General features: G+C 60.5%; 20 protein-coding genes. 8 read left to right on the forward strand and 12 right to left on the reverse strand.

All coding sequences use genetic code 11. From position 1 onward, the window contains the following. Positions 1–48: 48 nt before the first annotated feature. Positions 49–1,238, forward strand: a protein-coding gene (locus ACORJG_RS08330; RefSeq protein WP_427788494.1) for an IS3 family transposase whose coding sequence is annotated in 2 segments (ribosomal slippage) — positions 49–301 and positions 301–1,238 — 1,191 coding nt in all. Because the reading frame shifts where the segments join, the coding sequence is not laid out codon by codon here. Here ACORJG_RS08330 and ACORJG_RS08335 read toward each other — a convergent pair. The 5 genes from ACORJG_RS08335 to ACORJG_RS08355 all read right to left on the reverse strand — a co-directional run bounded on the left by ACORJG_RS08335 (position 1,208) and on the right by ACORJG_RS08355 (position 5,790). After that, positions 1,208–2,326, reverse strand: coding sequence for a P-loop ATPase, Sll1717 family (locus tag ACORJG_RS08335; RefSeq protein ID WP_427788496.1), 1,119 nt, complete (start codon positions 2,324–2,326; stop codon positions 1,208–1,210). The genes ACORJG_RS08330 and ACORJG_RS08335 overlap by 31 nt on opposite strands. Positions 2,327–2,650: 324 nt before the next feature. Next, positions 2,651–3,541: a hypothetical protein gene (locus ACORJG_RS08340; RefSeq protein ID WP_427788497.1), complete on the reverse strand. Its 891-nt coding sequence runs from the start codon at positions 3,539–3,541 to the stop codon at positions 2,651–2,653. Positions 3,542–3,717: 176 nt separating this feature from the next. Beyond that, complete coding sequence (locus ACORJG_RS08345) at positions 3,718–5,037, reverse strand: nucleotide-binding domain-containing protein (RefSeq protein ID WP_427788499.1); 1,320 nt, start codon at positions 5,035–5,037, stop codon at positions 3,718–3,720. Then, positions 5,024–5,542 carry a hypothetical protein gene (locus ACORJG_RS08350; protein WP_427788501.1) on the reverse strand — a complete coding sequence of 173 codons (519 nt, stop codon included), beginning with the start codon at positions 5,540–5,542 and terminating at the stop codon, positions 5,024–5,026. Before ACORJG_RS08350 ends, ACORJG_RS08345 begins: the two co-directional genes overlap by 14 nt. A gap of 14 nt (positions 5,543–5,556) precedes the next feature. Next, a complete protein-coding gene (locus tag ACORJG_RS08355) occupies positions 5,557–5,790 on the reverse strand; it encodes a hypothetical protein (RefSeq protein ID WP_427788503.1) in 234 nt (77 codons plus the stop codon). A gap of 634 nt (positions 5,791–6,424) precedes the next feature. Here ACORJG_RS08355 and ACORJG_RS08360 point away from each other — a divergent pair. Together ACORJG_RS08360 and ACORJG_RS08365 are read left to right on the forward strand one after the other, a co-directional pair. Next, on the forward strand, positions 6,425–7,336 hold the full coding sequence (locus ACORJG_RS08360; protein ID WP_427788505.1) for a HEPN domain-containing protein: 912 nt from the start codon (positions 6,425–6,427) through the stop codon (positions 7,334–7,336). Then, positions 7,333–7,578: a hypothetical protein gene (locus ACORJG_RS08365; RefSeq protein ID WP_427788507.1), complete on the forward strand. Its 246-nt coding sequence runs from the start codon at positions 7,333–7,335 to the stop codon at positions 7,576–7,578. Before ACORJG_RS08360 ends, ACORJG_RS08365 begins: the two co-directional genes overlap by 4 nt. 94 nt (positions 7,579–7,672) lie before the next feature. On the opposite strand, the gene ACORJG_RS08370 is transcribed toward ACORJG_RS08365, so the two are convergent. The 3 genes from ACORJG_RS08370 to ACORJG_RS08380 form a co-directional block, all read right to left on the reverse strand. After that, the gene (locus ACORJG_RS08370; RefSeq protein ID WP_427788509.1) at positions 7,673–8,659 is read right to left on the reverse strand and encodes a phospholipase D family protein; all 987 of its coding nucleotides are present in this window, start codon (positions 8,657–8,659) and stop codon (positions 7,673–7,675) included. A gap of 28 nt (positions 8,660–8,687) precedes the next feature. Continuing rightward, positions 8,688–8,996, reverse strand: a complete 309-nt coding sequence (locus tag ACORJG_RS08375; protein WP_427788511.1) for a hypothetical protein — start codon at positions 8,994–8,996, stop codon at positions 8,688–8,690. Between the two features lie 75 nt (positions 8,997–9,071). Then, the gene (locus tag ACORJG_RS08380) at positions 9,072–10,247 is read right to left on the reverse strand and encodes a cysteine desulfurase family protein (protein WP_427788512.1); all 1,176 of its coding nucleotides are present in this window, start codon (positions 10,245–10,247) and stop codon (positions 9,072–9,074) included. Between the two features lie 99 nt (positions 10,248–10,346). Here ACORJG_RS08380 and ACORJG_RS08385 point away from each other — a divergent pair, with 99 nt between their 5' ends. Genes ACORJG_RS08385 through ACORJG_RS08395 form a run of 3 tightly spaced genes read left to right on the forward strand, consistent with a single transcriptional unit; the run spans position 10,347 to position 15,542 of the window. Continuing rightward, a complete protein-coding gene (locus tag ACORJG_RS08385; RefSeq protein WP_427788513.1) occupies positions 10,347–11,345 on the forward strand; it encodes a DUF4007 family protein in 999 nt (332 codons plus the stop codon). Continuing rightward, positions 11,342–14,722 carry a hypothetical protein gene (locus ACORJG_RS08390; RefSeq protein WP_427788515.1) on the forward strand — a complete coding sequence of 1,127 codons (3,381 nt, stop codon included), beginning with the start codon at positions 11,342–11,344 and terminating at the stop codon, positions 14,720–14,722. Before ACORJG_RS08385 ends, ACORJG_RS08390 begins: the two co-directional genes overlap by 4 nt. Beyond that, positions 14,715–15,542 (forward strand): phosphoadenosine phosphosulfate reductase family protein, encoded by an 828-nt coding sequence (locus ACORJG_RS08395; RefSeq protein ID WP_427788517.1) that lies wholly within the window; start codon positions 14,715–14,717, stop codon positions 15,540–15,542. The genes ACORJG_RS08390 and ACORJG_RS08395 overlap by 8 nt, the downstream gene beginning before the upstream one ends. Positions 15,543–15,638: 96 nt before the next feature. On the opposite strand, the gene ACORJG_RS08400 is transcribed toward ACORJG_RS08395, so the two are convergent. The 4 genes from ACORJG_RS08400 to ACORJG_RS08415 are packed head-to-tail and all read right to left on the reverse strand — an operon-like array spanning position 15,639 to position 20,458. Beyond that, entirely contained in the window at positions 15,639–17,798 is a 2,160-nt protein-coding gene (locus ACORJG_RS08400; RefSeq protein WP_427788518.1) for a DEAD/DEAH box helicase family protein, read from the reverse strand. Between the two features lie 2 nt (positions 17,799–17,800). After that, complete coding sequence (locus tag ACORJG_RS08405) at positions 17,801–18,277, reverse strand: DNA phosphorothioation-associated protein 4 (protein ID WP_427788519.1); 477 nt, start codon at positions 18,275–18,277, stop codon at positions 17,801–17,803. Next, the gene (locus ACORJG_RS08410) at positions 18,270–20,294 is read right to left on the reverse strand and encodes an AAA family ATPase (protein WP_427788520.1); all 2,025 of its coding nucleotides are present in this window, start codon (positions 20,292–20,294) and stop codon (positions 18,270–18,272) included. Before ACORJG_RS08410 ends, ACORJG_RS08405 begins: the two co-directional genes overlap by 8 nt. 2 nt (positions 20,295–20,296) lie before the next feature. Beyond that, entirely contained in the window at positions 20,297–20,458 is a 162-nt protein-coding gene (locus tag ACORJG_RS08415) for a hypothetical protein (RefSeq protein WP_374559573.1), read from the reverse strand. A gap of 284 nt (positions 20,459–20,742) precedes the next feature. Between ACORJG_RS08415 and ACORJG_RS08420 the strand changes: the two genes are divergently transcribed. Continuing rightward, the gene (locus ACORJG_RS08420) at positions 20,743–23,619 is read left to right on the forward strand and encodes an MrcB family domain-containing protein (RefSeq protein ID WP_427788522.1); all 2,877 of its coding nucleotides are present in this window, start codon (positions 20,743–20,745) and stop codon (positions 23,617–23,619) included. After that, a complete protein-coding gene (locus ACORJG_RS08425) occupies positions 23,616–24,695 on the forward strand; it encodes a 5-methylcytosine restriction system specificity protein McrC (RefSeq protein ID WP_427788524.1) in 1,080 nt (359 codons plus the stop codon). The genes ACORJG_RS08420 and ACORJG_RS08425 overlap by 4 nt, the downstream gene beginning before the upstream one ends. Positions 24,696–24,727: the final 32 nt, after the last annotated feature.

Raw genomic sequence — 24,727 nt, forward strand, 5'->3', positions numbered from 1 at the left:
ATCTCCTCCAGGAATAACTAGAGTCCGCCCTAAAGAAGGACGGACAGAATGAAGCGATCAAGGTTCACAGAAGAGCAGATCATCGGGATTCTGCGGGAGCAGGAGGCCGGTGTGACGACGGCGGAGGTGTGTCGGCGTCACGGGGTCAGCTCGGCGACCTTTTACAAATGGAAGGCCAAGTTCGGCGGGCTCGACGTGTCGGAGGCTCGGCGGCTGAAGACGCTTGAAGACGAGAACGCCCGGCTCAAGCGGATGCTGGCGGACGCGATGCTGGACAACGTGGCCCTGAAGGACCTGCTGGGAAAAAAGTGGTGACGCCCGCCGGTTGGCGCGAGGCGGCTGGTCATCTGCAGGCCGCCTACGAGTTGAGCGAAAGGCGGGCGTGCCGTGCTCTGGGCGTCGATCGGACGAGCGTGCGCTATCAGGCGACGCGGCCGGACGACGGCGCCCTGCGCGACCGGTTGAAAGCCCTCGCCCAGGAGCGTCGCCGGTTCGGCTATCGCCGCCTGCACGTCCTGCTGCGGCGCGAGGGCCATGCGGTCAACAAGAAGCGGGTCCAGCGGATCTATCGCGAGGAACGGCTGACGGTGCGCCGGCGCGGCGGGCGGAAGCGAGCGATGGGCACGCGGCGACCGCTGGACCTGCCGCTGGTCGCCAATCAGCGCTGGTCGCTGGACTTCGTCGCCGACCAGATGACGGACGGGCGGCGCTTGCGCATCCTGACGGTGATCGACAACTGCACCCGCGAATGCCTGGCGCTGGTGGCCGATACCTCGCTGTCGGGCGCGCGAGTGGTGCGGGAGTTGGACGCCGTCATCCGGCAGCGGGGCCGACCGGACACCATCGTCAGCGACAACGGCACGGAATACACTTCGAACGCCGTCCTGGCCTGGGCCGACGACACCGGCGTCGGCTGGCACTACATCGCACCAGGCAAGCCCCAGCAGAACGGCTTCAACGAGAGCTTTAACGGGCGCCTGCGTGACGAGTTGCTGAACGAGACGCTGTTCCGCTCCCTGCCGCACGCCCGCGCGGTGCTGGAGGTTTGGCGGCGCGATTACAACGAGAGGCGACCGCACTCGAAACTCGGCTGGCTGACGCCGCAGGCCTACGCGCACACCCTTGCTGGAAACGTCGGGCGGTCTGCTGCGCTGGTTGAGGGCTGCGCAGGCCGCCCTATTGCCAACCCAGCCAACCTCTACTCAGATCAACCTCGGACTCTCGTTATGGCTGGATGAGAAACGGGGGTCACGTCATTTATATTCTTGGTAAACACGTCCTTGAAAGCAATATTCACGCCCGTGTACTGCCGTCGAAGCACCGTCGAAAGACGCTTGTCGACTAGCTGCCTTAGATCACTTTTCGACCATCGGATATGGATAAAGTGGTCTTCGAACTTCTCGCGCTGGAAGGTGATGTCGCTCGTTTCCTGAACGACTCTCTCGAGGATGTCCGTCCTCAGGGCGACCAGGACTTTCAGATTGCGCACCGCCTTAAACGACTTGAGCGAGGCGATGAGGGCTCGGATGAGCCTGAAGCGGATAGACTCGTCGACCCAACGCTCATCGAGCTTGTCGATGAGGATAAAGCACTGCTGCATATCTTCATTGGAGGTCGATGCGAGCATTTCGACAACACCGTGCAGATCGCGAAGCTGATCAGCGCTAACAATGTCTCTAGCGCGCGCGACCAGTTCGCTCTTCTTTTCGGTGCTCAGCCGTTTCTCGTACTGGCCGCCAGCCTTAAATTTCGAAATCTCCGCGCCGAACTCGGCGTTGAGGCGGTTTTCGTAGGCTTCCGTGATCTCCTTGATGTTCTGGTCCATGGTGATCCAGAATTTGTTCCCCCACTCCTGGAGATAGGCTACCGCCCGCTTCTTCCGGTCGTCCTTGGTAAACCTGGAAACAATCTTGTCGAATATCGTCATCGACTTAGCGGCGTTATCGACACCCCATCGCAATCGGATGAATTCCAAGCAGAGAACGTGCTTCCAGAGCACTTGGAATAGAAGGTCGAGATCGGCCCCGATGGCGTGAAGGAATCTCAGCGCATCGGAGTTGGCGACATAGCTCATCGACATCTCGGCGGGGTCGATCTCGGAGGTGTGCGTCTGCTGCTGCTGGACATATCGGATGATGGCGGTTTTGCCAGAACCCGTCCTGCCAGCGAGGATCATTCCCGCTGACCCGACTTTCAACGCCTCATCGACGGGCGGGTAGGTGACGAAACATTCGAAAAGGAGATCATCGTCAGACTCGGCATTGCCTGTACCGATCGACATCCCTGACTTCAGGATGACCGGGTTGGTCCGTTTCGTCTTGCTCACCCGGTCCCCGCTGTCCCAACGCGCAAATCGGTGCCTCCCCGCCCCGATCAGTCTCAATCTACGCGCTCTGGAGACCGTTGCAATGTGAATCATAAAGCGTTTAGCGCCGACCTATGGAAGATCGATCTCGACGCACTCTGCCCCGACCGGTTTCAAAGTGACGGTCTGTGGGCAGCGTATCTGAATTGCGTCAGCAGCCGACATTGTCCCCCGACCGACAAGCGGACATTCCACTAGCAAAGAGACCGCAAAACCTTTCGGCGAACAACGTCGTCTCGGAGTGCTCAGGATCCAATGAGGGTGACTTCCCTTAAATCCCCCTCGCTAACAGCCCTCACGCTCAGTCAGCTTCGGCGTCGCTGACCGGCCCCCCCCCCGTTCCTCGGCGTACTGATAACCAGCGTGGGTCACCTCGAAGATTTCGCCTTTGTAACTGCGATCCTCGATCAACCCGGCGCTGGTCAAATCTTGGATTCCAGCCTTCAATTTTGCTAACTCTTTCCGAGTGTTGGCAGGGAACGTCTCACTTCCCGCCTGAACAGATGCGCCGCCAAGATACTCATTGAGCATGACGTCGCCGTCACCGGCCACAGCCGCTCTTAGGAGAGCTTCGGCTTGCTCGCTAACGTGAACTTCGCGCAGACCACGCTCGAGAATGCTGACAAAGTCTGGAGCGTCATCAGGCGCCGCCAAACACGATTGGAGGTACTCGTTGTCTTTCAGTGTGAGAGCCAGGTGGCGCGGAAAGTCGGACCTAAACTGATCGATCGTCTCATATGTCGAGAACAATCCCTCCGCTTTCGCCCATTCCTTGAACTCCAAGAGCTTGGTCCACTGATCGTCGTTGACCCCACCTGGCCTGACAGGGACCTCCGAAAAATACAACAGCACTGGTTTACCGGCGTTCTTGTGCTCGCGAATTTCCTCGATCGAACCGCTGATCTCTTTTCCGGTGTCGCTACCGACGCGCGTCCAAAAGATGCCAACTAGAAGGTCGCAATGCTTCAAGAGCCGATCGTTGATGATTTGCTGTGGTCGCCCGGACATCTCCGGTGATGAATGGGTTTCCCACCCCACCGGCAGGAACACAGCTTGTCGTTCCTGCGAATGAATCACGTTCCATTCCGCCAGCGCATCTCGCACGATCTTTCGCTCACCACTCACGTCACTCGGCGATGCGATCATCACTGGCAGCACCTTAGCGTCATAAGCCATAGCAACCTCCACGCGTGTAGGCTGGCATCCTAATAGGCGATTCCGGCCGCCGCCCAAGACGCGTCCTAATCGGCCGAAGCGAGACTGTCGGTCTGAAAGGTGTCACAACGGTTGTATGGCTGACTTGTCGCGTAGGGCCAGCTCACTGTCGAAGTATGTCCATGTGCGGGTGGCTACTACCACAGAGATTTCAAAACCACATTCTGCCGGCTGCGCGCGATGCAAGCATTTTCTCGGATCGCGAAGCACTCAACGAAGTGCTCCCCATCGTATTTGGTATGTTCAGGATCCTGCATGGTGCGATGATCGGTGATTTCGCCGCGCGGTTGGGGCGTGCTGTCGTCATTCTTGACCTTCCACTTGTAGAGGTCGGCCGGAGGGGCATCGCGCCCAAGCCTGAACTTGATGGCCCTGTTGACCTGGATGATGCCAAGCTTGTCGAGTATGAAGGCGCGGAAACCGCCGTCGCGCGGTTGGACTTCGCCGATGATGTCGAAGTTTCTCTCCGTCAACATCGGGATGCTCTCGTCGAATAGGTAGGCTTCGGTCACGCTCCGCCGCTTGCGGCGCGACACGGCAAGCAGTTCACCGACATCTTGGCCTTCCTCAAAGTTCTCAAGCTTGATGAGGAAGCCGTCGCGCGCTTCGATCACCTTGCGCCGATCCATCTCGTTCAAGCCAGCGACATACTCGTCAATGTTCTTGCGAGGGTCGGCGCGGTCCGGAATTTGGGGATAGCGGATGAAATCGGGGAGCGCGCAAAAAAACGCGAATACGATGTCGAAGATCTCGCCTCTGGGGTTCGCAGCGACCCACCGGGTGATCGCCTGTTCAAGATGAAACGACTTCAACGGGAAGGCGTCGTCAGCCGCTTTGCATGACGCTCGCCACCCCTTCGCGAACTTCACCGCCTTGCGGAAATCGTCGTTCACCTGGTTCAGTTCACCAGCTACAGCGATGTACCCACGCGGGTCCGATGCGATCCACGTCATCTGTCGAGCACCGCTCACTACGGCTTCGCGGAACCGCGCGCGCTCCCTATGAGCGCGCGTAACGATTTCCGGGACGACGTACATGTCCTGGCCACGGTCGTTGGTGCCATGGCGGTAGGCCGGCACGATATCGACACCAAAGACCTGCTTGTCACCTTCCAGAAACTTGATTGTTACGGAGTGCGTCTGTGGTGAGATTTCCACACGGTAGTGCGTCGGGTTGACATATTCGGCATCAAGGCGAGCCTCAAGGACCGCGAGCGCTTGCGCGGGATCGTGATTTGCTGGGTCCCAGTTGCCGAGGATGTAGAGGACGTCGAGGTCGTGCAGCGGTGTAATCGCCGTGTAGCGAGGGTAGGAGCCGATCTGAAGCGAGTTTACGGCGCCGATGACGTTCTGCACGGAAGCATACACGTCGGACACGAAATCTCGCTCGCCCGGTGTCGGCGAGAGGTGATCGCGCGCATAGGCGCGAAACAGGTCATTCAGCCTACTTTTTTTCATAAGAGCTTGTGATCAGGCTAGCGATGACGTCGTTGAGAAGACGGCCACGCAGGTTGGCCAGAGCGATGTTCCGCTGCTGTTCAAGCAGAGCAATTGTCTGCGCGGGGACCACCCCCTTGCCTTGCGGAGCATATACGACGAGCGGTGCGGCATCCTTTTTCAAGGCGATAATCCGCGCCATCTCGTCTGGCCAGTCCGGCCAGTGAACGAGAAACACGCTGGCGTCCTCGGCGCGGCCGAAGTCTCCTTCGTGGGTCACGCTGATGATGTTCTTGGTGTTGAAAAGTTTGCTGTCAGCGAAGAGCGCGTGGAGGCTGTCGCGCATGTCGCCCTTGGCGAAGATAGCGATCCTCCGCCGTTTCAGACCGTTTCCCAAACGAACGAGCACGGGAATGAACCCCGACACGCAAAGCCAAATGCCCGCGATGGTTGTCACGGCGACGATAGCCGGGGAGATCGCGCGGACGATCTTCCAAACCTGAGCGGCGGTGTCGAGGTAGTTCATGGCCTCTATCCCTTCTACGACTTCGGGTCGGCGCTCCGGGGATAGGTGCTCCCCTCTTGGAAGCGGGCGTTTTCCTTCTTGATTTTCCCGGAACTGCCGTCGGCGCCGACCGCGCCTCGCAACGCGTCGGCCTTGGTCGCTTCGTCCTTCGTGTCAAAAAACTTCACGATGCGGTCGGTCTTGTCGTTAACCAAGTCCCAGCGATTACGCCGCTCGTTAGTCGGGCTGAAATTGGGGAGCTTAGCCATTAGGTTATCCAAGGGATAGGGACCTCCGCAGATATGGTTAAGTCTAGCTTGTTTACTACGTGCGCGCGAGCGAGCCGGGGCAGCCTTCATTTCTGGGCGTTGCCATTTGGTCGGCAGAGCGACATTGTTGGAGCCTGGCATGGGCTGCGCGAGGCCTGACCGGTAGAGAACGCCTTGTTGGAATGGCTCAAGAACGCTCAGTCAGGTGGCCTTGGTAGTAGTCCTAGCCCGGAACGCTGCCCCCCTTCCCTTCGGCAAGATCATATTGAAGCTCGGCCGACCTTCAACCCTGGCCCGTCTTAAAGAATGCCCGTCTGGCTGAGCCATTAGCCTTGTGCGTGGTGATCTGGGTGCCCGACAGCGGACGCGCTCAAGGTCAGCTGGGAGTCACTTCCAGTCTTGAAGGAAAGGGAAAGGTGCGGGCGTTGGAACCTCTGTGTGGAGGCCCGGGACTTTCAGGCGACGCCGCGACGATTCTCCGGCGAACCGGCCCTACGGCGAACAGACGACGCCCTATGGAACCGGCGCCCGCAGCGGCTAGCCTAGCGATTATGAGCGCGACAGCCTAGGTATATACGCTGATCGGGGCGTTTCGACTCTTGCTTGTCGGCTCCGCATTTCGGAGACTCCGGGCATGAAACGTCCGCTGAGGAAATTGCCGCTCGCGAAACAGCGTGAACTCGACGCCGCCGTCGAGATCATTCAGGACGGCTTCGCCAAGGCCATCTCCACGCGGCGCGCCGACCGGCTGAAGAACGGCCGCATCCTCAAGATCATCCTGTTCGGCAGCTATGCGCGCGGCGACTGGGTCCACGATCCGGTCGGGCGGTATTTCTCGGACTTCGACCTTCTTGTCGTCGTGGACCACGAGGACCTGACCGACTTCGAGTTCTGGGAAGATGTGGAGAAGCGACTGCTGGCCGAACTGTCGGCGGGCGCCATGCGCACGCCCGTCAGCCTGATCGTCCATAGCCTGGACGACGTGAACTGGAAGCTGGAGCACGGGCGCGGCTTCTTCATCGACATCGCCCGCGACGGCGTGGTCCTGAAGGACACGCCCGGCGCGACCTTTTCCGAGCCGCAGCCCCTGCCCCCGGCAACAGCTCTGGAAGAGGCCTCGGGATACTTCGAGGAATGGCAGGAGGATGCCGAAGAGTTCTTCTTTCTGGCCGATGCTGCGCGCAAGCGAGGCTTTACGAAAAAGGCCGCCTTCCTTCTGCATCAGACGACCGAAAACATCTATCAGGGCCTCTTGCAGGTCCTGACCTTCTACTCCCCCAAGAGCCACAACCTCATTCGCCTCCGCAACATGACGGAGCCGCTGGAGCCGAAGCTCCGCGACGTCTGGCCCCACGACACCAAGTTCCAGAAGCGCTGCTTCGAACTCCTCCGCGCGGCCTACGTCAAAGCCCGCTACTCACGCCACTACCGCATCACCGACGAAGAATTGGCCTTCCTCACCGAACGCATCGTCGTCCTGCGCGAGGTCGTGCATGAGGCCTGCGAGGCCCGGGTCGAAGAACTACGGCGTCTCGCAGCGCAATGATCACAGCCTCGCTCAACAGCACCGCTGCCCGCATTATCCGAGCCCTCCGCTCCCGCTCCAATCTGCGGCCGGCCGCCCTCTTCTGCCTCGGCGCGACGATAGCCGTTTTCGGCATGCTGCTCGGCATGTCTCGCACTTCCCCGACGTCGTTCGCCGTCATGCTGATGATTGCGGGTGTTTTGCTCGGCGCATTCGCCATAGCAGAAGTCCTGCTTCGGCCGGACGCAGCCAACGACAACTAAAAGAGCGCGCGCTACACCAACTCGGCGGACGCATCGGCTGAGAATGACGGCCCGCCGCCCTACCGAAAACCTCGCCGAAGGAGGTCGAGATAGATCAGTTCGCCATCCCCTCTAACTCCTCACGTAGAGCGTAGCCCGAGGGGAACACCACGCTGCCCCGCTCCTCAACGATCCGCCTGGCAAGCGCTGCATCTTTGATCCCGATCTCTTCGAGAGACGGCATTCGTACACCGAGCTTGGAACGCCAGCCTCGCTGCTTGGTCGTCGTAAAAACCGAACCCGTTTTCAGCTCTTTGAAACGCATATCGCGCGCATAGACGGACAAGCGGTTCCTCGGGATCCAAAACTCAAAGAAGAGGCTAGGCCATTGAGCCAAATCCTCAGCGCCCCAGCCGCAAAACATATCGTCTGCCGGCCAGGACGCAAAAGGCGCGCCAGCATCCTCCCCTAGCCGTTCCGTCGCCGCCTCTCGCGCAGCATTGCGCTGTTCTTCTGTGCTCGCGATGCCAGTGAACACAAAGCCTATATTGGCGAAATGCTGCGGCTTAGCCCTGACTAGGTCCAGAAGAGATCCCGCTCTCAGCGCTCGCCCCTCTTCCCGCGGCCCGACACGCCAAGACGCCCGCGCGCTTTCCAAAGCTTCAGCCGACAGAGGTTCGGCGCCGCGGTAGAGCTCATCAAACCAATCGGAAGCCTCACGCCAGACCGAGGTCTCCGGCGAATGAAACACCCCTGCTTCAACGAAGCGCGCCTCATGCTCGATCTCGAAGCCGATCCCGTTGTCCGAGACGTTCGCGGAACCCACGATTAGACCACGGTCAGAGATGTAGACCTTGGCGTGCAGACCTTTGACATGCTTCAGACTGGGAGCGTCTGGCGCGCCTAGAGCCTCGAGTTCATGCGGCGAAGTGCATCCCATCGAGATGTCGCAGATGATCTTCGGCGTCGCTACGCCGCCGCCCCCGCTCAAGAATTCGGCAGCCCCCTTGCCGAGGAACGCCACAGCGCATCTCGCATTGCCTCCGCGGATGATCTCCTGGATGCGCTCGCTAAGAGCACGACGAGTAAGAAACTCGGTCATTCCATCCCCCTTTTGCGCCCCCGCGCATTCAGACGCTGCCGCGATCCGCTCCCGACCGAGCATCGTAGCGCCGCGCCCTTTGGCTAACATAGTTCAACAAAATTACACCGCTGGATATGGCGCATCCGGTCACGCCACTCATGCCGACTGATCCCCGATCGCTGCCGTTCCTAGTCTCATAGCGACGCGCTCGGCCATCTTTGTAGACCGCGACAATCCAGTCGCCATCGCTAGCGGCGGCGACCGCTCCGCTCATGCCAACCGATCCCTTATCCGCGCCGGTTTTCAAATCGATCCGTCGCGCGTTTCCGCCTTTGATGACGACGCCTATGCTCATAACCCGCTCCTTCAATCTGAAGTGCGGATATGCCTCCCAACCACGACAGCTTCGGACGCGAAAGACGATATTCGCTTAGGCCGCCGAGGCTTTCGTCGGATTGCCGGCGCCCTTAAGCGCCGCTTGGATTGCTTCGACAGCCTGAGCGACCTGCGAGGCGTCGGAAAAACGTCCCAGGCAGAACCGAAGGCAGCTGCCCGCCTCCTCATCAGACAGCCCCATGGCGGACAGGACATGGGACGACCCAATCACGCCAGACGTGCAGGCAGAGCCTAGAGAGGCGGCCACAGCCGGCTGTAGCCGGACCAGCAGATCTGCAGCATCAACGCCGCAAAGCGTCATATGGGCGTTGCCCGGATGGCGCGGCGCATCAGCGGCCGTCAGCTTGAAGCGAGCATCAAGGGCTTGAAGCGCCGCTACAAAGTCATCTCTCAACGAAGCGACGCGGGCGCGCTCCGCCTCGCCTTCCCTTCTCATGATATCGACCGCCGCAGCGAACCCACCGCACAGCGGCGTCGGCAAGGTGCCAGGCCGAACGCCGCCCTCCTGCCCGCCGCCAAAGGTCAAGGACCGGGGCGTCCAGGGACGGTCGGGTGATAGGTAGAGGGCCCCCACGCCCTTAGGCCCATAGAGCTTGTGGCTCGAGAAGCTCGCCGCGTCGACGCCCCAGGCGAAAAGATCAATCTCCCCTGCAAGCGGGGCCTGCGTGGCGTCGCAGTGGAAAAAGGCCCCAAACTGCGCGGCAAGGTCGGCCACCTGTCGAACCGGCTGCACGATCCCCGTCTCATTGTTGACCGCCATCACCGACACCACGGCGACCGTGTCGTCGAGGCTGCGCCGCAAGGCTGCCAAGTCGACAATGCCGTCGGCGCCAACCGGAATGATCTCGACTGCACACCCGTGCCGCTCGGCGGCGTATGCGGCTTCAAGGACCGCCTTGTGCTCGATAGCGCTGACAAGAAGGCGCCTGCGCTCGCTCGGCGCCGCAAGCGCTCCCCCGAGCACCGCGATATTATTCGCCTCCGTAGCTCCGCTCGTGAAGGTGATCTCCTCGGCGAGCGCCCCCCATACGTCCGCGATTGTCGCCCGCGCCTGTTCTACGCTGCGCCGGGCTCGCCACCCAAGACTGTGGTCATCCGAGCTCGGGTTAGCGAAGTCCGTCGCCATCGACGCCGTCATCACTTCGATCACACGAGGATCGACCGGCGTTGCGGCTTGATAATCAAGGTAGACCGTTCCATCGATGAGCACGATCGCGAATCCCCAATCTCGTCCTGGTGACCTCGTCCAGGACGTTGACATAGCGGAGCTTACCGGCTGTCATCAACTGGAAGAACTCTCCAGGACAAAATGACCCGCAGCCTTCTAGACAACGACGATTACCGTCTTCACTTCGCCGGTCACGAGACCTTTCCGCTGCGTTACGGATGGCTCAAGAAGGCATACGACGCCGTCAAAGAAAACATTGAAAAAGATGCTGAAAGTGGCGCTGCCGTTTTCCTAGACGAGACTGCGATCGCGCGCTTCGGCGTTGGAAAGAACATGGTTCTTTCTATGCGCCACTGGGCGCTCGCGACCCAAGTTCTGCAAACCTATGAGAAAGAAGGCGCGCGGATCAGCCCCATTGCTTGCGGCCCGATCGGCGACCTTCTCTTTGGTGAGTCGGCCGATCCCTATCTCGAGCATCCCGGATCGCTTTGGCTGATCCACTGGCTGCTTGCGTCTAAACCCGGCCGGACTACTGCCTGGCACTGGGCTTTCAATGAATTCCATGAGCCCGTCTTTGATCGCCATCTCATGGCGCGCCGGCTCTCTCGGCGCTGCGAGGACCTGAAGGATGCCGGGCGATTTAATCGCGATCGCCCCGTGGCGGAGATCACCATCAAGCGGGACGTGGACTGCATTCTGCGTACCTACCATGCAGCTCCGGCCGTCGGCCGACGCGCGCCGGAAGACAGCATCGAGTCTCCTCTCGCCGAGCTCGGCCTCATTCAAAAGGCCGGCGTCGGAGAACAGTACCGCCTTCGCCGCGGGCCTAAGCCGACACTGCCGGACGAGATCTTCCTCTACGCCCTCGTCGATTTCTGGAACGGGCTGTTCGACAGCAGGCGATCCTTCTCCGTGGACTTCCTCACCTTCGAGCGCGGCTCTCCAGGACAGGTCTTCTTAATGGATGAGGAGGCCGTCGCCGAGCGCTTGGTTCGCCTCGACGAACTGACCAAAGGGGCGCTTCGCTGGGATGAATCCTCCGGGATGCGCCAACTCTATGCGCCTGGCCTCGCGATCCTCGACAAGAACGAGATCCTGAAATCCTTCTACGCCCGGGACATGGAGATTATGGCGGCATGAGTAAGCGCCTCTCTTCCATCGTAAAAGTCGCTCGCCGCTTCAGTCGTGCAGTTCGCGTAGACGCCGATCTGACCGATCCTCGAGCGCTTGACGGTTACGTCTGCTCCCAGTCGGCCGTCGAAGCCCTGCTGCTTATGGGACGCCACCACAAGGCCTCCGGTCATGGCGCCTTCACCTGGACAGGCCCTTACGGGAGCGGCAAATCCAGCCTCGCCATTGCGCTCGCCGCGCTCGCGGCCGGCCCCGAGGAGAGCCGCAAGCGCCTGCTCGGCGACATCAATGCGGCAGATCGGGACGAACTCATCGAAGCCTTCCGCCCGACTGAACGGGCTTGGCGGGTCGTCGCTGCGGTTGGTCGTCGGGACGCTCCTGAAGCTGCGATCGCCGAGGCCATTGCAGCCGCCGTTCAGGATCAGCCCAAGCTCGCCCGTGGAGAGCGTGAGACCCTAGCGGCCTGGGCCCTTCGGATTGCTGCGGACAAGTCGCATGCCGGCCTCATTCTGCTCGTCGACGAGATGGGCAAGTTCCTCGAGCATGCCGCGCGCGCCGACGGCGACGTCCACCTCTTCCAAGATCTCGCCGAAACCGCTTCTCGCTCTGAGGGGCGGCTTATGGTGGTTGGGATCCTCCACCAGGCCTTCGACGAATATGCTCATCGTCTCGCTCGCGAGGCGCGCGACGAATGGATCAAGATCCAGGGCCGTTACCTCGACGTTCCGATCAATCTGGCCGCCGAAGAACAACTCGATCTCATTGGACGCGCCATCGAGGTCAACCAGCCCATTCAGAACAAAAGCGCCGCGACAAACGCCGTGGCGAAGAGCCTGAGCAGCCAACGCTTCGGCAACGTCTCGGTGCTGGAAGCGCGTCTAGAAGCCTGCTGGCCGCTACACCCCTTGGTGGCGGCTTTGCTAGGTCCCATTTCGCGGCGCCGTTTTGGTCAGAACCAACGCAGCCTCTTTGGCTTCCTAAACTCTGTGGAGCCCTACGGCTTCCAGTCCTACCTTGAGGAAACAGAACTCGGCGGGGCCCGCGCCTACCAAGTGGGACGACTGTGGGATTACCTTCACGCCAACCTCGAACCGGCCATTCTCGCTTCCCCCGACGGCCACCGCTGGTCGACCGCTTTGGAGGCCTTGGCCCGCCTCGAGAGCCGAGAAGCCGGCCCAGAGCATTTCGAACTCCTCAAGGCGATCGCTCTCATCGACCTGTTCAAGGATCGATCGGGGTTGCAGGCGACGCCTGACCTGCTCAGCGAGGTCGTCGCGGGCTTGAGCGCCAAGCGCTTCACAGCCGCGCTGGAAGAACTCACAAATTGGTCGGTCGTTATCTTCCGCAAGCACTCCGGAAGCTATGCGATCTTTGCAGGCAGCGATTTCGACATCGACGCCGCGGTCGATCAAGCGCGTGAAGCCGGCGTCTCGATGGATTTGCGCCAGCTCTCGCGGTATGCGGCGCTGCAGCCGATCCTGGCCAAGCGCCACTATGAAACGACCGGCGCTTTGCGTTGGTTCGAAATCGAGCTCTGCGCCGTCGCCGACGCCGAAGAGCGTATCCGCACCTATCACCCCGCCCCCGGCGCGGCAGGCCTTTTTCTCCTTACGGTCAGTGGCGAAGAAGAAAGCGCCTCTGAAGCCCAGTCGATTTTGAAACGAGCCAAGGCCCAGGCAGGAGATCGCCTGGTTGTGCCCGGCTGGACGCCCGAGAGCTTCATGATCCGCGAAATGGCCTTCGACTTGGCCGCGCTCGAGCATGTTCGGGCCCACCGAGCCGAGCTGGCGGGGGACGCGGTCGCAAGACGGGAAGTGGACGCCCGCATCACGCGCCTGAGCGCCGACCTTGAGGACCGCATGGCGAGCGCCATTCATCGGGTCAAATGGGAGCGTCCCGCCGGCATGAAGGCGGACATATCCTTGCGCCATAGCGGTCCCGCAGGCTTGAGCATTCTGGCGTCCCGCCTAGCGGACTGGCGCTACCCCAAGGCCCCTCACCTGCCGAACGAGCTGGTGAACCGCAGCCGCCCCTCATCGAACGCCGCTGGCGCCGTGCGCACGCTCCTTCGGGCCATGATCGACCGCAAGTCGCAAGAGCGGCTCGGCATATCTGGTTTCCCGCCGGAAGCGGGCCTCTACGTCAGCCTGCTGGAGACCACGGGCCTTCATCGCTACGACGAGGCGACTGAAGCCTGGGGTTTCAGCGCGCCTGCCGCTAACGACCCTCACCACCTTCACGGCCTTTGGCAAGCCACCGACGCCCTCCTCAAGCGTAGCAAAGACGGCGTCTCCATGGCTGAGGTCTTCAAGGCTTGGCAGGCCCCGCCGTTCGGCGTGCGCAACGGCCTGTGCAACATACTTGGCGCCGCCTATTTGCTGACGCGCGTCGAGACCTGCGCCTTCTATCTTGACGGGGTGTTTCGTCCTTCGCTCGACACCTTCCTGATCGACCGCATGGTCCAGGAGCCCGGCGCCGTCAGCATTCGCGCGGTCCAGTTGTCGGAAGTGGACGTCGCCTTCATTTCGACGCTGAGCGAACGCCTTTCTACGGAAGAGGTCCCTATTCCGCCGACGACCTTCGACGTCGCTCGAGCTCTTGTTGGCCTCATTCGCGGCTTGCCGATGTGGAGCCAGCGCACCGGCCGACTGAACGCCTCTACGATAGCCTTCCGCGATCGGGCGAAAACAGCGGAGGATCCGAACCGCTTCCTGACAATCGACACGCCCAAGGCTTTCGGCTGGAGTGGCGACTTCTCCGGTCCCGCACTCGCCCGGCAAGTCACCGAAGCTGTGGACGAGCTCCGCAACGCCTATGGTCTCATGCTGGCCGCGATCGGCGACAACCTCATGCGAGAGCTCCGCGTGAAGAGCGACGGCCTTGCAGCCCTTCGTCGTCGTGCGGCAAGCGTTAAGGGCGTGACCGGAAACTTCCGTCTCGACGCTCTCGCCACCAGGCTATCGACCTACGAGGGCACCCTCGAAGAGCTCGAAGGCATCTCCAGCCTAGCGGCGAACAAGCCTCCGCGAGATTGGGTCGATCGCGATATCGATGCGGCCTCGGTGGAGCTCGCTGCGTTGGCCCAGCAGTTCCTCAAGGCCGAGATCTTCCAACGCCTCAAAGGGCGCGAAGGCGGCCGAGTGGCTATGGCGGTCTACATCAGCGACCCTGATCACCCCGAACCCAAGGCCCGGGAGATCACGGTCTCCGCCGCAGAGCGCGCCGAAGCCAGCGTCTTGGCCCAACGTCTTCGGGCGCTGGTTGAGGCCAATGGCGCCAGTCCTGAAGTGGCTCTCGCGGCCCTTGCCGATCTCGGCTGGACATTGAGCCAAGAACCGGAGCCCGAGCAAAAGACTAAGAAAAAATTGGAGATCCAGCATGGCTGAGCGTCACGTGCTCGGGATATCCGGCGGGCGCGACAGCGCCGCCTTGGCGGTTTATATGGCTCAGCATCATCCTGAACTGGACATCGAGTACTTCTACACCGACACCGGCAAGGAACTGCCAGAGGTTTATGAATTTCTAGGCCGACTAGAAGGGTTTCTCGGCAAGCCCATCGAGCGCCTCAACCCGGACCGGGATTTCGACTACTGGCTGCGAGAATATAAGAACTTCCTTCCCTCGCCTCAGACGCGCTGGTGCACGCGCCAACTCAAGATTAAGCCCTTCGAGGAATGGGTCTACCCGTCGGTCGCTCAAGGCGTGACGGTGCACAGCTATGTCGCCATCCGCGCCGACGAAGACTACCGGGAAGGCTATGTCTCAGGAAAAGAGACACTGAAGACCCATTTGCCGTTCCGCGAAGCGGGCATCGACAAGGCCGGCGTTATCGACATTCTCGAAGCCGCCGGCGTGGGGCTGCCGGAGTATTATCGCTGGCGGTCGCGCAGCGGCTGCACCTTCTGCTTCTATCAGCAGAAGATCGAATGGGTTCGCCTCATGGAGGAGCATCCCGAAGCCTTCGAAGAAGCCAAGGGCTACGAGAAGAATGCCCTGGAACATGGCTCGCCCTTCACCTGGAGCCAAGGCGAGTCCCTCGACGATCTTTCGCGCCCAGAACGGATCGCTCAAATCCGCGAGGATCACGAGCGCCGCGTAGCGCGTATTCAAGCCAAGCGACGCATCAATCCGCTGCAGGACGCCCCCATCGAGTTCGACGAGATCTACGGCTCAGCAGCCAAACTCTGCATGACCTGCCACAAATAGCGCAGACCAAAGCGGCTCGATTTCATGATCACCGTGAAATCGAGCCGCTTGAAACCTCCATGAGCAGCCCAAGGTCGAACGCGACCTCGCCCGCCTCTACAGAACGTGTTCCAAGTCGTAGGCGACGAGTATCGGCCTGAGCACGCTGTAGGCTTCCGTGCTGTTCTCAGCCAGCTGCGAGAACTCCGCCACCCGCTTCAACTCCGCACTGATCAGCTTGTGGGCTGCACCCGTTTCATCGTGCGCGCCTTCCGGCAACACCACGACGAAGTCATGGATATTGGCGATCGTCTTGCCGGGAGAGCGACGGAGGATCCGTCCACGCCGCTGAATAAACTGGCGCGGATCCCTCGAGCTCGCCAGGATATAGGCAGTACTACAGGCGGGTACGTCGATGCCTTCATCGAGGCATTTGATAGCGACCAGGCCATCAATGTCGCCGAACCTGAACGAGCGTAGGATCGCTTCGCGATCACGGCGACTTTCCCGCGCTGTGAAACGAGACACCCGCCACTTCATATCGTTCAGCAACTTGCTGACGACCTCGATCTGCCGCGCAGGCAGGGCGTCGAGATCCGCCTCGTCTTCATCATCGCCCTCGACGTCCATTCTCCCATCGCCGCAATAAAAGAGCGTGTGCCTTTCAGGCGGGCGTCCATTCAGAACCGCTTGGAGAGCGGGCAACTTATTGGCTGCCGAGCCGATGAGCCGCGACCGCTTCATAAGGAGCGCCGTGAGGTTCTGGCTTGGCTTGCCGCCGCCCTGCCCTTCGCGCGCAAACAGCCTGGCGATCTCATCCGACAGGGCGATGAACTCGTCCGCTTCTTCAGCCGTCAACGTCACCACCTTAGGATAGTAGTTGTAGCGCGTCAGGACCTCGTCATCGATGGCCTGTTTCAGGCTGTAGGTATAGACGACCTCCCCGTAATAGGCTTTCAGGCGATCATTCCGCTCTTCATCGAGGTAGTGCATCGGCGTGGCGGAAAGGCCGATCCGATAGCGTGCGTTCTGCGGCAAGGCTGACGCCATGGCCTGGGAGCCATGGTGGTGGCACTCGTCTCCGATCCACAAGAGCTTCTCCCCAGGGATCCGCGCCAGAGCGTCCTGAAACTCTGGCGTCTTCAAGGTCCGATTGACGACGACGATCGCTTGAAAGCGCGCCACGTCCGTCTGCAAATCTTGAACCTTCCGCTGCAGTTCGTCAGACCAGTTGGCCTTTGAGACGTAGCATTTGAGCGGCCGGATATTGAAGGTTTCGAGGATCTCGCACCATTGATCCGCCAGGCTTTGATACGGGGCGGCGATCACCACAGTGAGGTCGGGAATCCCCTTGGCCATCTGAACCGCGCCATAGACGGCTGTAATGGTCTTGCCCGCGCCAGTGGCGAGGTCGAATATTCCTAGATAGTCCCCTCGCGTTTGCCATTCTCTTAGCGCGGCGCGCTGATGATCTCTGATCTTGAACGGCGAGCCGTTGATCGTTTCCGGCACACACGGTCCAAGTTGGGCCTCGACGACCCCCTCGTCCGGATCGCCGAGCTTGGCGGCGATAGCCGCTTCTCGTTCCCGGCTCGGCGCCTGATCCATCCGCGCTGCGACCTCGAGCAGCTTGTCCTTCAAGGCCGTCGGCATGTCGATGACAGCCGTTCCTCTGCTTCGATTTTCCCATAGGCGCTCGAAGCTCTCTCGATGGGGCGCATGCCACTGCTCGAGTTCGGGCCGCCACGCGGGAAAGACATTGATCGACTCGTAGTTGTGAGTGGGCAGAAGCGCCGCAGCGCTTTCATTGGCTGAGCCCGAAAAGACCACGGCGTCGCCATGCTCGTCGGTGATGATCCCAACCTTGTCGTGGTAGATTCCTTGAGGCCGCAGCGCGATGCGGATCTCCAGCCGTTCGTGCGCAACAAGCCAGGCGAGAGCCTGGAAGCGGTGCTCGAACAACTCATCATCAACCTCGCCGAGGGAGGCGACAAGATCCTCGCCTAGGCGCTGCGAGACCTCCCTAAGCCTCAAGCCTTCGCTGACGGCGGCAATATCCTCGGCGGCCGTAAAAGCCCCGACGATCAGGCGGATCTTGCCCTCCCCCTGGATGAAAGCCGTCAGGGCTTGGGCCGCCTCGCTCAGCGTAGACGCCGAAAAATAACCGACAGCGCGATCATACCTTTTCGCGACCGAGAGGGCCGGGAAATAGAAATCCCGCAGGATGTCGTCCTGGTCGGATTTATAGACGCCCTTGAAAGGCAGATCGCGCAGCATGGTCAAAACGTAATCGCCGCCAAGTCAGGCTCTGGAGCGGTGGAGGGCAGGTATTTTCGCTCCTTCATGAGGCCGAGAAGCGCCCTATCCGGATACTCGCCGCCATTCCTCAAGAAGTAATCCTTGATGATGGCCAAACCGCCATTTGCGTATTCTTCAAAAATTTCACCACACCGCTTCTCATTGCCCTCCCTTAGGACCTCAACGTCTTGAGTTTCAGCAACAGCGAGCGCCCAAACAAGATCTTCAGCCGCCGTATCGGCTTCAAAAATGGAATACATTATATCGTCGGTACCCTGAGATCGATCCAAAGGCAGCCGCCTCTCCTCCGAAAATCCAAGAAGGGCAGCGAAACATAGCAACTCACGAATCGTAGCGAAAAGCTTTCGCTCAGAACCCGGTACGTGCTGATGGACAAGTCGTTGAACTAGATCGTCATAGACCTTGCTACGATTGATGTTTGGAAGATGCTCAGCCATTTCGGGTCACTCTCTCAAAGGCGCTGCCATCGCTCTTGGCGCCGAAGACGGCCGTCTCGACATCGCGGCCGTTAAACTGACGGATCTCAGGCTTGCGCTCGCCACGTTCAGCCCGGTTGTGGCGAACCAGCACATATTCCTCGCCGATCCTGTCGCGCAGCGCTTCCATGACGCTCCCCGAACCTTGGGATTTTGACACCATCAGCACGACCTGTCCGGCCATCTTGGGGACGTATTGAGCCGTCGTCCGACGATAATCTTCGTCAAGCTGGCCGAAGGGGGAATCCAACACCAGGGGGGCGACTGTGCCCTTAAGCAGGCGGTAGTCGTCGGCGTTTTGGCGGATCTTGGCGAATTCGACGAGAGCCGCCGTAAAGGCTAGGCCAAGCAGTTGGTTCTCACCGCTCGACTTTGGCAGCTGCGTGCCCGCGTCATTCACGAGGCTGATGGCGTAGTCACTGCTCATCTTAAAATTAAGAGATTTGCGGCTTGTGTCGGCTAGAATGGCTGAAATGGATTTACGGAGCACGCCCTGCGCCGCCATTTCCTCTTCCTTGAGCTCCTTCTCAAGCTGGCCTTTAAGCGTCTGGCAGAGATTAGAACGCGTCACAAATATCTTCGAGCTCGCATCTTCGTCAGCAAGCTTTTTGAGATTGCGTTCGGCATTCTCCTTGTCCTTCTCAGCGTTCAGGATACTGGCATTAAACTGCCCTATTTTCTCATACTGCTGCCTGATCTTGCGTTGAAGTTCGTTTCGCTTAGTTTCCCGCTCAGCGATGTCCTTAATGTCGATACCAACAAGCTTAGCCGACACATCGTTCAACTCTTGCTCCAACTGCGCAATGTCTTCTCGAGCCGCAGCAAGCCGCTTATTGGCGGCGTCGAGTTGGCCCGGGGCCCTCGTCCGTTCAGAGCGAAGCTGGGACAGGCGAGCCTTCACCTTGCTGATACGATTGCGCAAGGTGGCGTTTGCGGCCTTCTGAAGGAGGCTTGAGACGTTGATATGGGCTTCCGTGCCGGCCTCAAGCGCCGCGCCGCAGATGCAGCGCTTCATATCGAGGATGTCGTGCACGAACTCCTCGTTGTAGGGCGACGGCAACCGTCCCTTGGTCTCTTGCAGGTCAAGATGACCGACGCCCAACTCTGTGATGCGGGTCGAAACGATAAAGCGTCCGCTTTCGCCGATCCAGCGCAGGATTTCCGTTTGAGCTTCGGTTTCGCGATTGCGTGCGCGGATAAGATCCGCTTGGGCGCGATCTCGGCGGGCTTGCAAACTCTTAGCGGCGGCAGAGTTGCGCAGCTTATCCTCAATATCCGCCACCTGCTGTTCGAGGATTTCGATCTCGCCGCGAAAACCGTCTCGCGCCTCCTTGGCGGCTTCGATCTGCGCGCCGATGCTATCGATGCGCGCGCTTTCCTGCGCGATGTTAGCCGAAGCTTTCGTGTTCGGGATCTGCTGACGGTAATGGGTGGCAGCCGCTTCTAGGTCTTTGATCGCGGTCTCAATCAAAGAGCACCCAAGAATATCCTGAACCGCGGCGCGAATGCTGCGACGGTTGTCTTCGCCGAGGAAGACTTCGGCATGTTCACCGTCGAACAGGAAATGCCCCGCCATGCTTTTCGGCACGACCGTATTGATGAAGGCGTCTGGGGTAGAGAGCGGCAGCCAGCTGCCATTGTCGTTTCGCATGATCGTGAACTCACGATCGCTAGGCCCGCCCTTGGTGAAGCGACGCGCTCGGTAGAGCCTCTTATTATGCTCAAAAAGAACTTCGACATAGGCATGGGTCACGCCCGCCGCCTTTGCGTCGAAATTGACCAGCTCACTGCTTTTTTCGAACTTCGCAGTGGTTTCGCCGTAGAAACACCACAGCAGTGCGTTCAGCAGGGTCGTCTTGCCGACGCCGTTCTCGGCATGGATGAGGGTGACGTTGCGCTCAGGGTCCTGGGAGAACTCAATCGAATGCTCGCCATGGAAGCAACGGAAATCCTTAAGCGTGATTTGAACTAGCCACATAATCAGGCCTCACCGCTCGGCGTGGCGCGCTCGATAATCTCGCGCAGCTTGCGCCTACGATCGGCGTCGCGGCCCTTATTTTCGTAAAAAAACTCGCGCTGAAGCTCCACAATCTGTTCAATCACGCGCTTCATCTTGGCGTCGCCACTCGACGTATCCGTCATGCCTCCAAGGCCCCCAACTGCTCGACGCCGTCCTGGCGTCACCCTCACATACCAAAGCTCACCAAACTCGGCAGGCCTTTCTAAAGAGTTGAACTCGTTATGAGCTTCAACACCTAGGTTTGAGAGTTAGCCAAGATTTATGACAAAAGCGGTCGCGAAACCGCCTCTCGAGCTTCGAAGCCTCACCGCATCCTCGAAAAGCAGGAAATTGTGGATCATTGGGCTAGTCTCTCCGGTTCACGACCGGAAACGTCGCAAATCATGGACTAGTGTTTCGCGGATCCATGACCGCCGGCGAACGAGGCCTCTCCTTGAGCTTAGACCTTCTGACGGACTCTTCCGCCGTTCACGCCACGCTCGACGAGTACGACGAGATTGGCGGCGAAGCCTTTCTCTCTCGGTACGGATACGGCCGCAGCCGTTCCTACTTCGTCGTCCGCGACGGCCGGATGTATGAATCCAAGGCGATCGCCGGCGTTGCCGTCGGCAAGCAACACCCCGAGCGCGGCCCGCTCAAGCCCGACGAGTTTTCAGGCGGCGAAGCCACAGTCCAGAAGACGCTCGAAAACCTCGGCTTCAAAATCTGGCGCAGCGACGCTGTTCAGGCCTTCCGCTCAACCGAAGCTTTGGAAGCTATCCGCCGAGCTTGGGGCCCTGAAGGACGCGGCGGCAAGCACATCGCCGTCTGGACGACCCCGCATGGGCGAGAACTCGCCTTGCAGCTGGAACAGGAATCCGTCCGCATCTGGCTCGAGCAAGGGCCGCGTATCGACGGCGTGAGCGCGACGCGCTACGGCGCAGGCGACGAACGCCATACCTATCTCACCGCCAACGCCAAACGCTTAGCTCTGCCGCATACGGCCTGGCGCCTCGTCGTTCCTTCGGAGACCGCGCTCGCAAGCCTATTGGCCTGGTATTCGGGCCTTGAGACGCAAAGCCTTGACCTGGAGGCGCTTGAACGTCTCAAGCAGGCCTTCCTCGAGGCTATGCCCGGCTTCACGACGTTCGCGGATCCAGGCGAAACCTACCTCGGGGAAGAGCGTCGCTATAAGGACGAGCTCGTCTCGATTTTCCACGAGGAGATCACTCCCAAGCTCTCCGAGGAGGTTTTGCAGGATAATCAGGCCGTCGCCCTGACAGCGGCCTATCATAGCCTCCTGACCCGTAAGCTTGTCAGCTCCGGCAAGGCCCAAAACCTCGTGAGCTGGCAGGCGGTCGACCGCCTTAAAAGGTCAGATCCTGCCCGGGCCGCCCAGTTCGGCCATGCGCTTAACGCGCTCCTCAGCCACGAGGACGTGGCCACCAACCGTCTAGATCGGTTCGTCGCCGAGATCGGCGACAGCTTACGGCAAGCCGGCGCTTCGGGCCCTTTAGGGATCGCCCGCCTTATCGGCTCCTGCGCTCTCATGCTGCAAAATCCCGAAGGCTTCGTCGCCATCCGCACGGATCTCTTCGAGCGGGCTGTGAGCCAACTCAAGCGCGAAAAATACCCTTCCTCCGCCGATGAACCGGCGCGCATTCGTCTAGCCCTGTCGCTCTGCGAAGAGCTGCGCGAAGCCCTCACCTACGCAGGATGGGCGCCGCGCGATCTGATCGATGTCCAAAGCTTCCTATGGGTCGCCCTCATGCAAAAGAACGTCGACGCCTCTGAGAGCTTCGCCGACCTCATTCGGCTTTTCCTCGAACAATATCGCGACGTCCGCCAAACGCCCTTCAAGACGACGCCCGACCTATGGGCGGTCATGGACAAGCTGAAGGCGCTGCTCGAACGCACTCCGAGCGTCGCCGCCCGTCCTCATCTTCAAGTGGACTGGAGCCTCGGCAAAGGGGTTTGGGCTTCCGTCCCCTGGATTGCGCTCATGGACGAGCGCGAAACCACAAGCACGCAGCGGGGTCTCTACGTCGTCTTTCTCGTCAGCCGCGACATGGAAGTGGTTCACCTCGTGCTGCTTCAAGGCACCACGGATGTTATGAACGAACACAAGCGGTCCGGCGGCATGCCGCTTTTGCGGGCTCGCTCCGAAGCTTACCGCGCCCAAGCGCCGGAACTCGTTGAATACGGCTTCCGCCTAGACGACGACATCACCTTGGGCGCTGAAGGCTGGCGGGCCCAAAGCTACAAGGCCAGCACCATCGCCCACCTTCCGTTGATGGTTGAAGACCTGCCGTCGGACGAGGCCCTCGATGCGACGCTCGAGCCGCTCCTAGCCGCCTATCAACGCATCATCGAAGGCGCGCCCTTGGACATCGAGGAAGAAGACCACCCTATGCCCGTCGAGGCTCCCTACACTATCGACGAAGCCATGCGCGGCCTCTTCCTCGATCGTGCGGAGTTCGAGCGGATTTTGGAGATCTGGCGCGACAAGAAGAACCTCGTGCTGCAGGGCGCGCCCGGCGTCGGCAAGTCCTTCATCGCGCGCAGACTGGCCTATGCCTTGATGGCGCAAAAGGACGCTGATCGCGTCGCCGTCGTGCAGTTCCACCAGTCCTATGGCTATGAGGACTTCATCCAGGGCTATCGCCCGACCCGCGACGGCGGTTTCGAGCTACGTGACGGGGTCTTCCACCGCTTCTGCGAACAGGCGCGCCGCGACCCTGGGCGCACCCACGTCTTCATCATCGACGAGATCAATCGCGGCAACCTCTCCAAGGTCTTTGGGGAACTGATGCTGCTGATCGAGCACGACAAACGCTCGAGCGATTGGGCCGCGCGCCTCGCCTACGCCGACGAAGAGGCTGATCCGTTCTACGTCCCCGAGAACGTCTTCCTGCTCGGCATGATGAACACAGCGGACCGATCGCTGTCCCTGGTCGACTACGCTCTTCGACGCCGTTTCGCCTTTGTCCCCCTGAAGCCTGGCTTTACGAGCCCTGGTTTCGGCGAACACCTGCGCGCTCGAGGCGCTTCGCCCGCGATTATCAGCGCCGTCATTCAAGGCATGCAGGAGCTCAATGCGGCGATCGCCGACGACAAGGTCAATCTCGGCCCTGGCTTCCAGATCGGCCACAGCTTCTTCACCCCAGCCGATGGTCAGTCGGTAGGCGCGAACTGGTTCCGTCGCGTGGTGGACACGGAGATCCGACCGCTTCTGGAGGAATATTGGTTCGACGCGCCGGAGCGGGCTGACGATTGGTGCGCACGCCTGCTCGCCCACGCATGACGATCCCGATCCGCAACCTCTACTATCTGTTCTGCTACGCCTGGCGACGCTTTCCGGACGGGGGATCGGTGGACGTCGGCGTGGATTCCTCGCCCGATCTTCCAAACCTATTCGCGCGCCTTCTCGTTACAGACGCCAATCGTTTGCTGCGTCGCGGGCTCGACCGCAGCTACCGCAGCTTCATTGAGGAGACCCGCGCGCCTCGCGGGCGGATGCTTTTAGACCTCATCGTCAAGGAGCAGACCTTGCGCCGCGGCGCCGTCATATGCGCCGTCGACGAGCTGACGACCGACGTCCTACACAACCAGATCATCAAGGCCTCCGCCCGGGCATTAACGCGACGACGCGGCCTCGACGACGAACACGCCCATGAACTTGGCCTGCTCGTCCAAAGAATGGCCCAGGTTTCCGATGTGCGTTTGAACGCCGACACGTTCAGGCGCGTGCAGCTATCGAGGAACAATCGACAGTACGGACCTCTCATGAAGCTCTGCGAGCTGGTCTTCCACGCCCAGCTTCCCGAGGAAGGCGGCGATGGCTCGCGCTTCGCCGACATCCTCAAGGACGAGAAGATGATGGCGGCGGTCTTCGAGGACTTCCTGAGAAACTTCTACGCTCACGAACAACGCCTCTTCCGCGTGGGGCGCGAGACCATGGTTTGGGACGCCCATCCGCTCGGCGACGGCGACGGCGCCTATCTGCCGGCGATGGAGACGGACATCACCCTACGCTCCAGAGAGCGGACCATCGTAATGGACGCCAAGTTCTACAAAGAAGTGCTGGCGTCGCGCGCCGGTCCCGGCAAGGTGCGCTCTGGTCACCTTTACCAGCTCTACGCCTATCTCGAGCACGCTGCGTTGCGCGCGCCTCACCTGCCGTGCGACGGCGCCTTGATCTACCCGGCGGTCGGCGGCGAGCTTGCACTACGCTACAATCTCAGGGGCCACGAAGTGCTCGTGCGCTCCATCGACCTGACCCAGCCCTGGCAAGATATCCGTCAGACTCTGCTCGAAATTCCGCTATCATTTGGCAAAGACGTCGCCTCGACGTCCACGGCGAATATGTCGCTCAACTAAGCACCGGCTCAGCCGCCTCCGTTCAAGCCGAC

This window comes from Brevundimonas diminuta, assembly GCF_050310045.1.
GTDB classification, from domain to species: Bacteria; Pseudomonadota; Alphaproteobacteria; order Caulobacterales; family Caulobacteraceae; genus Brevundimonas; species Brevundimonas diminuta_F.

Coding starts and splice junctions, on each gene's coding strand:
- ACORJG_RS08405 (WP_427788519.1), bottom strand. CDS start 18,277: ATGGCTGAGCATCTTCCAAACATCAATCGTAGCAAGGTCTATGACGAT.
- ACORJG_RS08415 (WP_374559573.1), bottom strand. CDS start 20,458: ATGACGGATACGTCGAGTGGCGACGCCAAGATGAAGCGCGTGATTGAA.
- ACORJG_RS08350 (WP_427788501.1), bottom strand. CDS start 5,542: ATGAACTACCTCGACACCGCCGCTCAGGTTTGGAAGATCGTCCGCGCG.
- ACORJG_RS08375 (WP_427788511.1), bottom strand. CDS start 8,996: ATGAGCATAGGCGTCGTCATCAAAGGCGGAAACGCGCGACGGATCGAT.
- ACORJG_RS08420 (WP_427788522.1), top strand. CDS start 20,743: ATGACCGCCGGCGAACGAGGCCTCTCCTTGAGCTTAGACCTTCTGACG.
- ACORJG_RS08370 (WP_427788509.1), bottom strand. CDS start 8,659: ATGACCGAGTTTCTTACTCGTCGTGCTCTTAGCGAGCGCATCCAGGAG.
- ACORJG_RS08345 (WP_427788499.1), bottom strand. CDS start 5,037: ATGAAAAAAAGTAGGCTGAATGACCTGTTTCGCGCCTATGCGCGCGAT.
- ACORJG_RS08385 (WP_427788513.1), top strand. CDS start 10,347: ATGACCCGCAGCCTTCTAGACAACGACGATTACCGTCTTCACTTCGCC.
- ACORJG_RS08410 (WP_427788520.1), bottom strand. CDS start 20,294: ATGTGGCTAGTTCAAATCACGCTTAAGGATTTCCGTTGCTTCCATGGC.
- ACORJG_RS08360 (WP_427788505.1), top strand. CDS start 6,425: ATGAAACGTCCGCTGAGGAAATTGCCGCTCGCGAAACAGCGTGAACTC.
- ACORJG_RS08395 (WP_427788517.1), top strand. CDS start 14,715: ATGGCTGAGCGTCACGTGCTCGGGATATCCGGCGGGCGCGACAGCGCC.
- ACORJG_RS08365 (WP_427788507.1), top strand. CDS start 7,333: ATGATCACAGCCTCGCTCAACAGCACCGCTGCCCGCATTATCCGAGCC.
- ACORJG_RS08340 (WP_427788497.1), bottom strand. CDS start 3,541: ATGGCTTATGACGCTAAGGTGCTGCCAGTGATGATCGCATCGCCGAGT.
- ACORJG_RS08355 (WP_427788503.1), bottom strand. CDS start 5,790: ATGGCTAAGCTCCCCAATTTCAGCCCGACTAACGAGCGGCGTAATCGC.
- ACORJG_RS08400 (WP_427788518.1), bottom strand. CDS start 17,798: ATGCTGCGCGATCTGCCTTTCAAGGGCGTCTATAAATCCGACCAGGAC.
- ACORJG_RS08390 (WP_427788515.1), top strand. CDS start 11,342: ATGAGTAAGCGCCTCTCTTCCATCGTAAAAGTCGCTCGCCGCTTCAGT.
- ACORJG_RS08425 (WP_427788524.1), top strand. CDS start 23,616: ATGACGATCCCGATCCGCAACCTCTACTATCTGTTCTGCTACGCCTGG.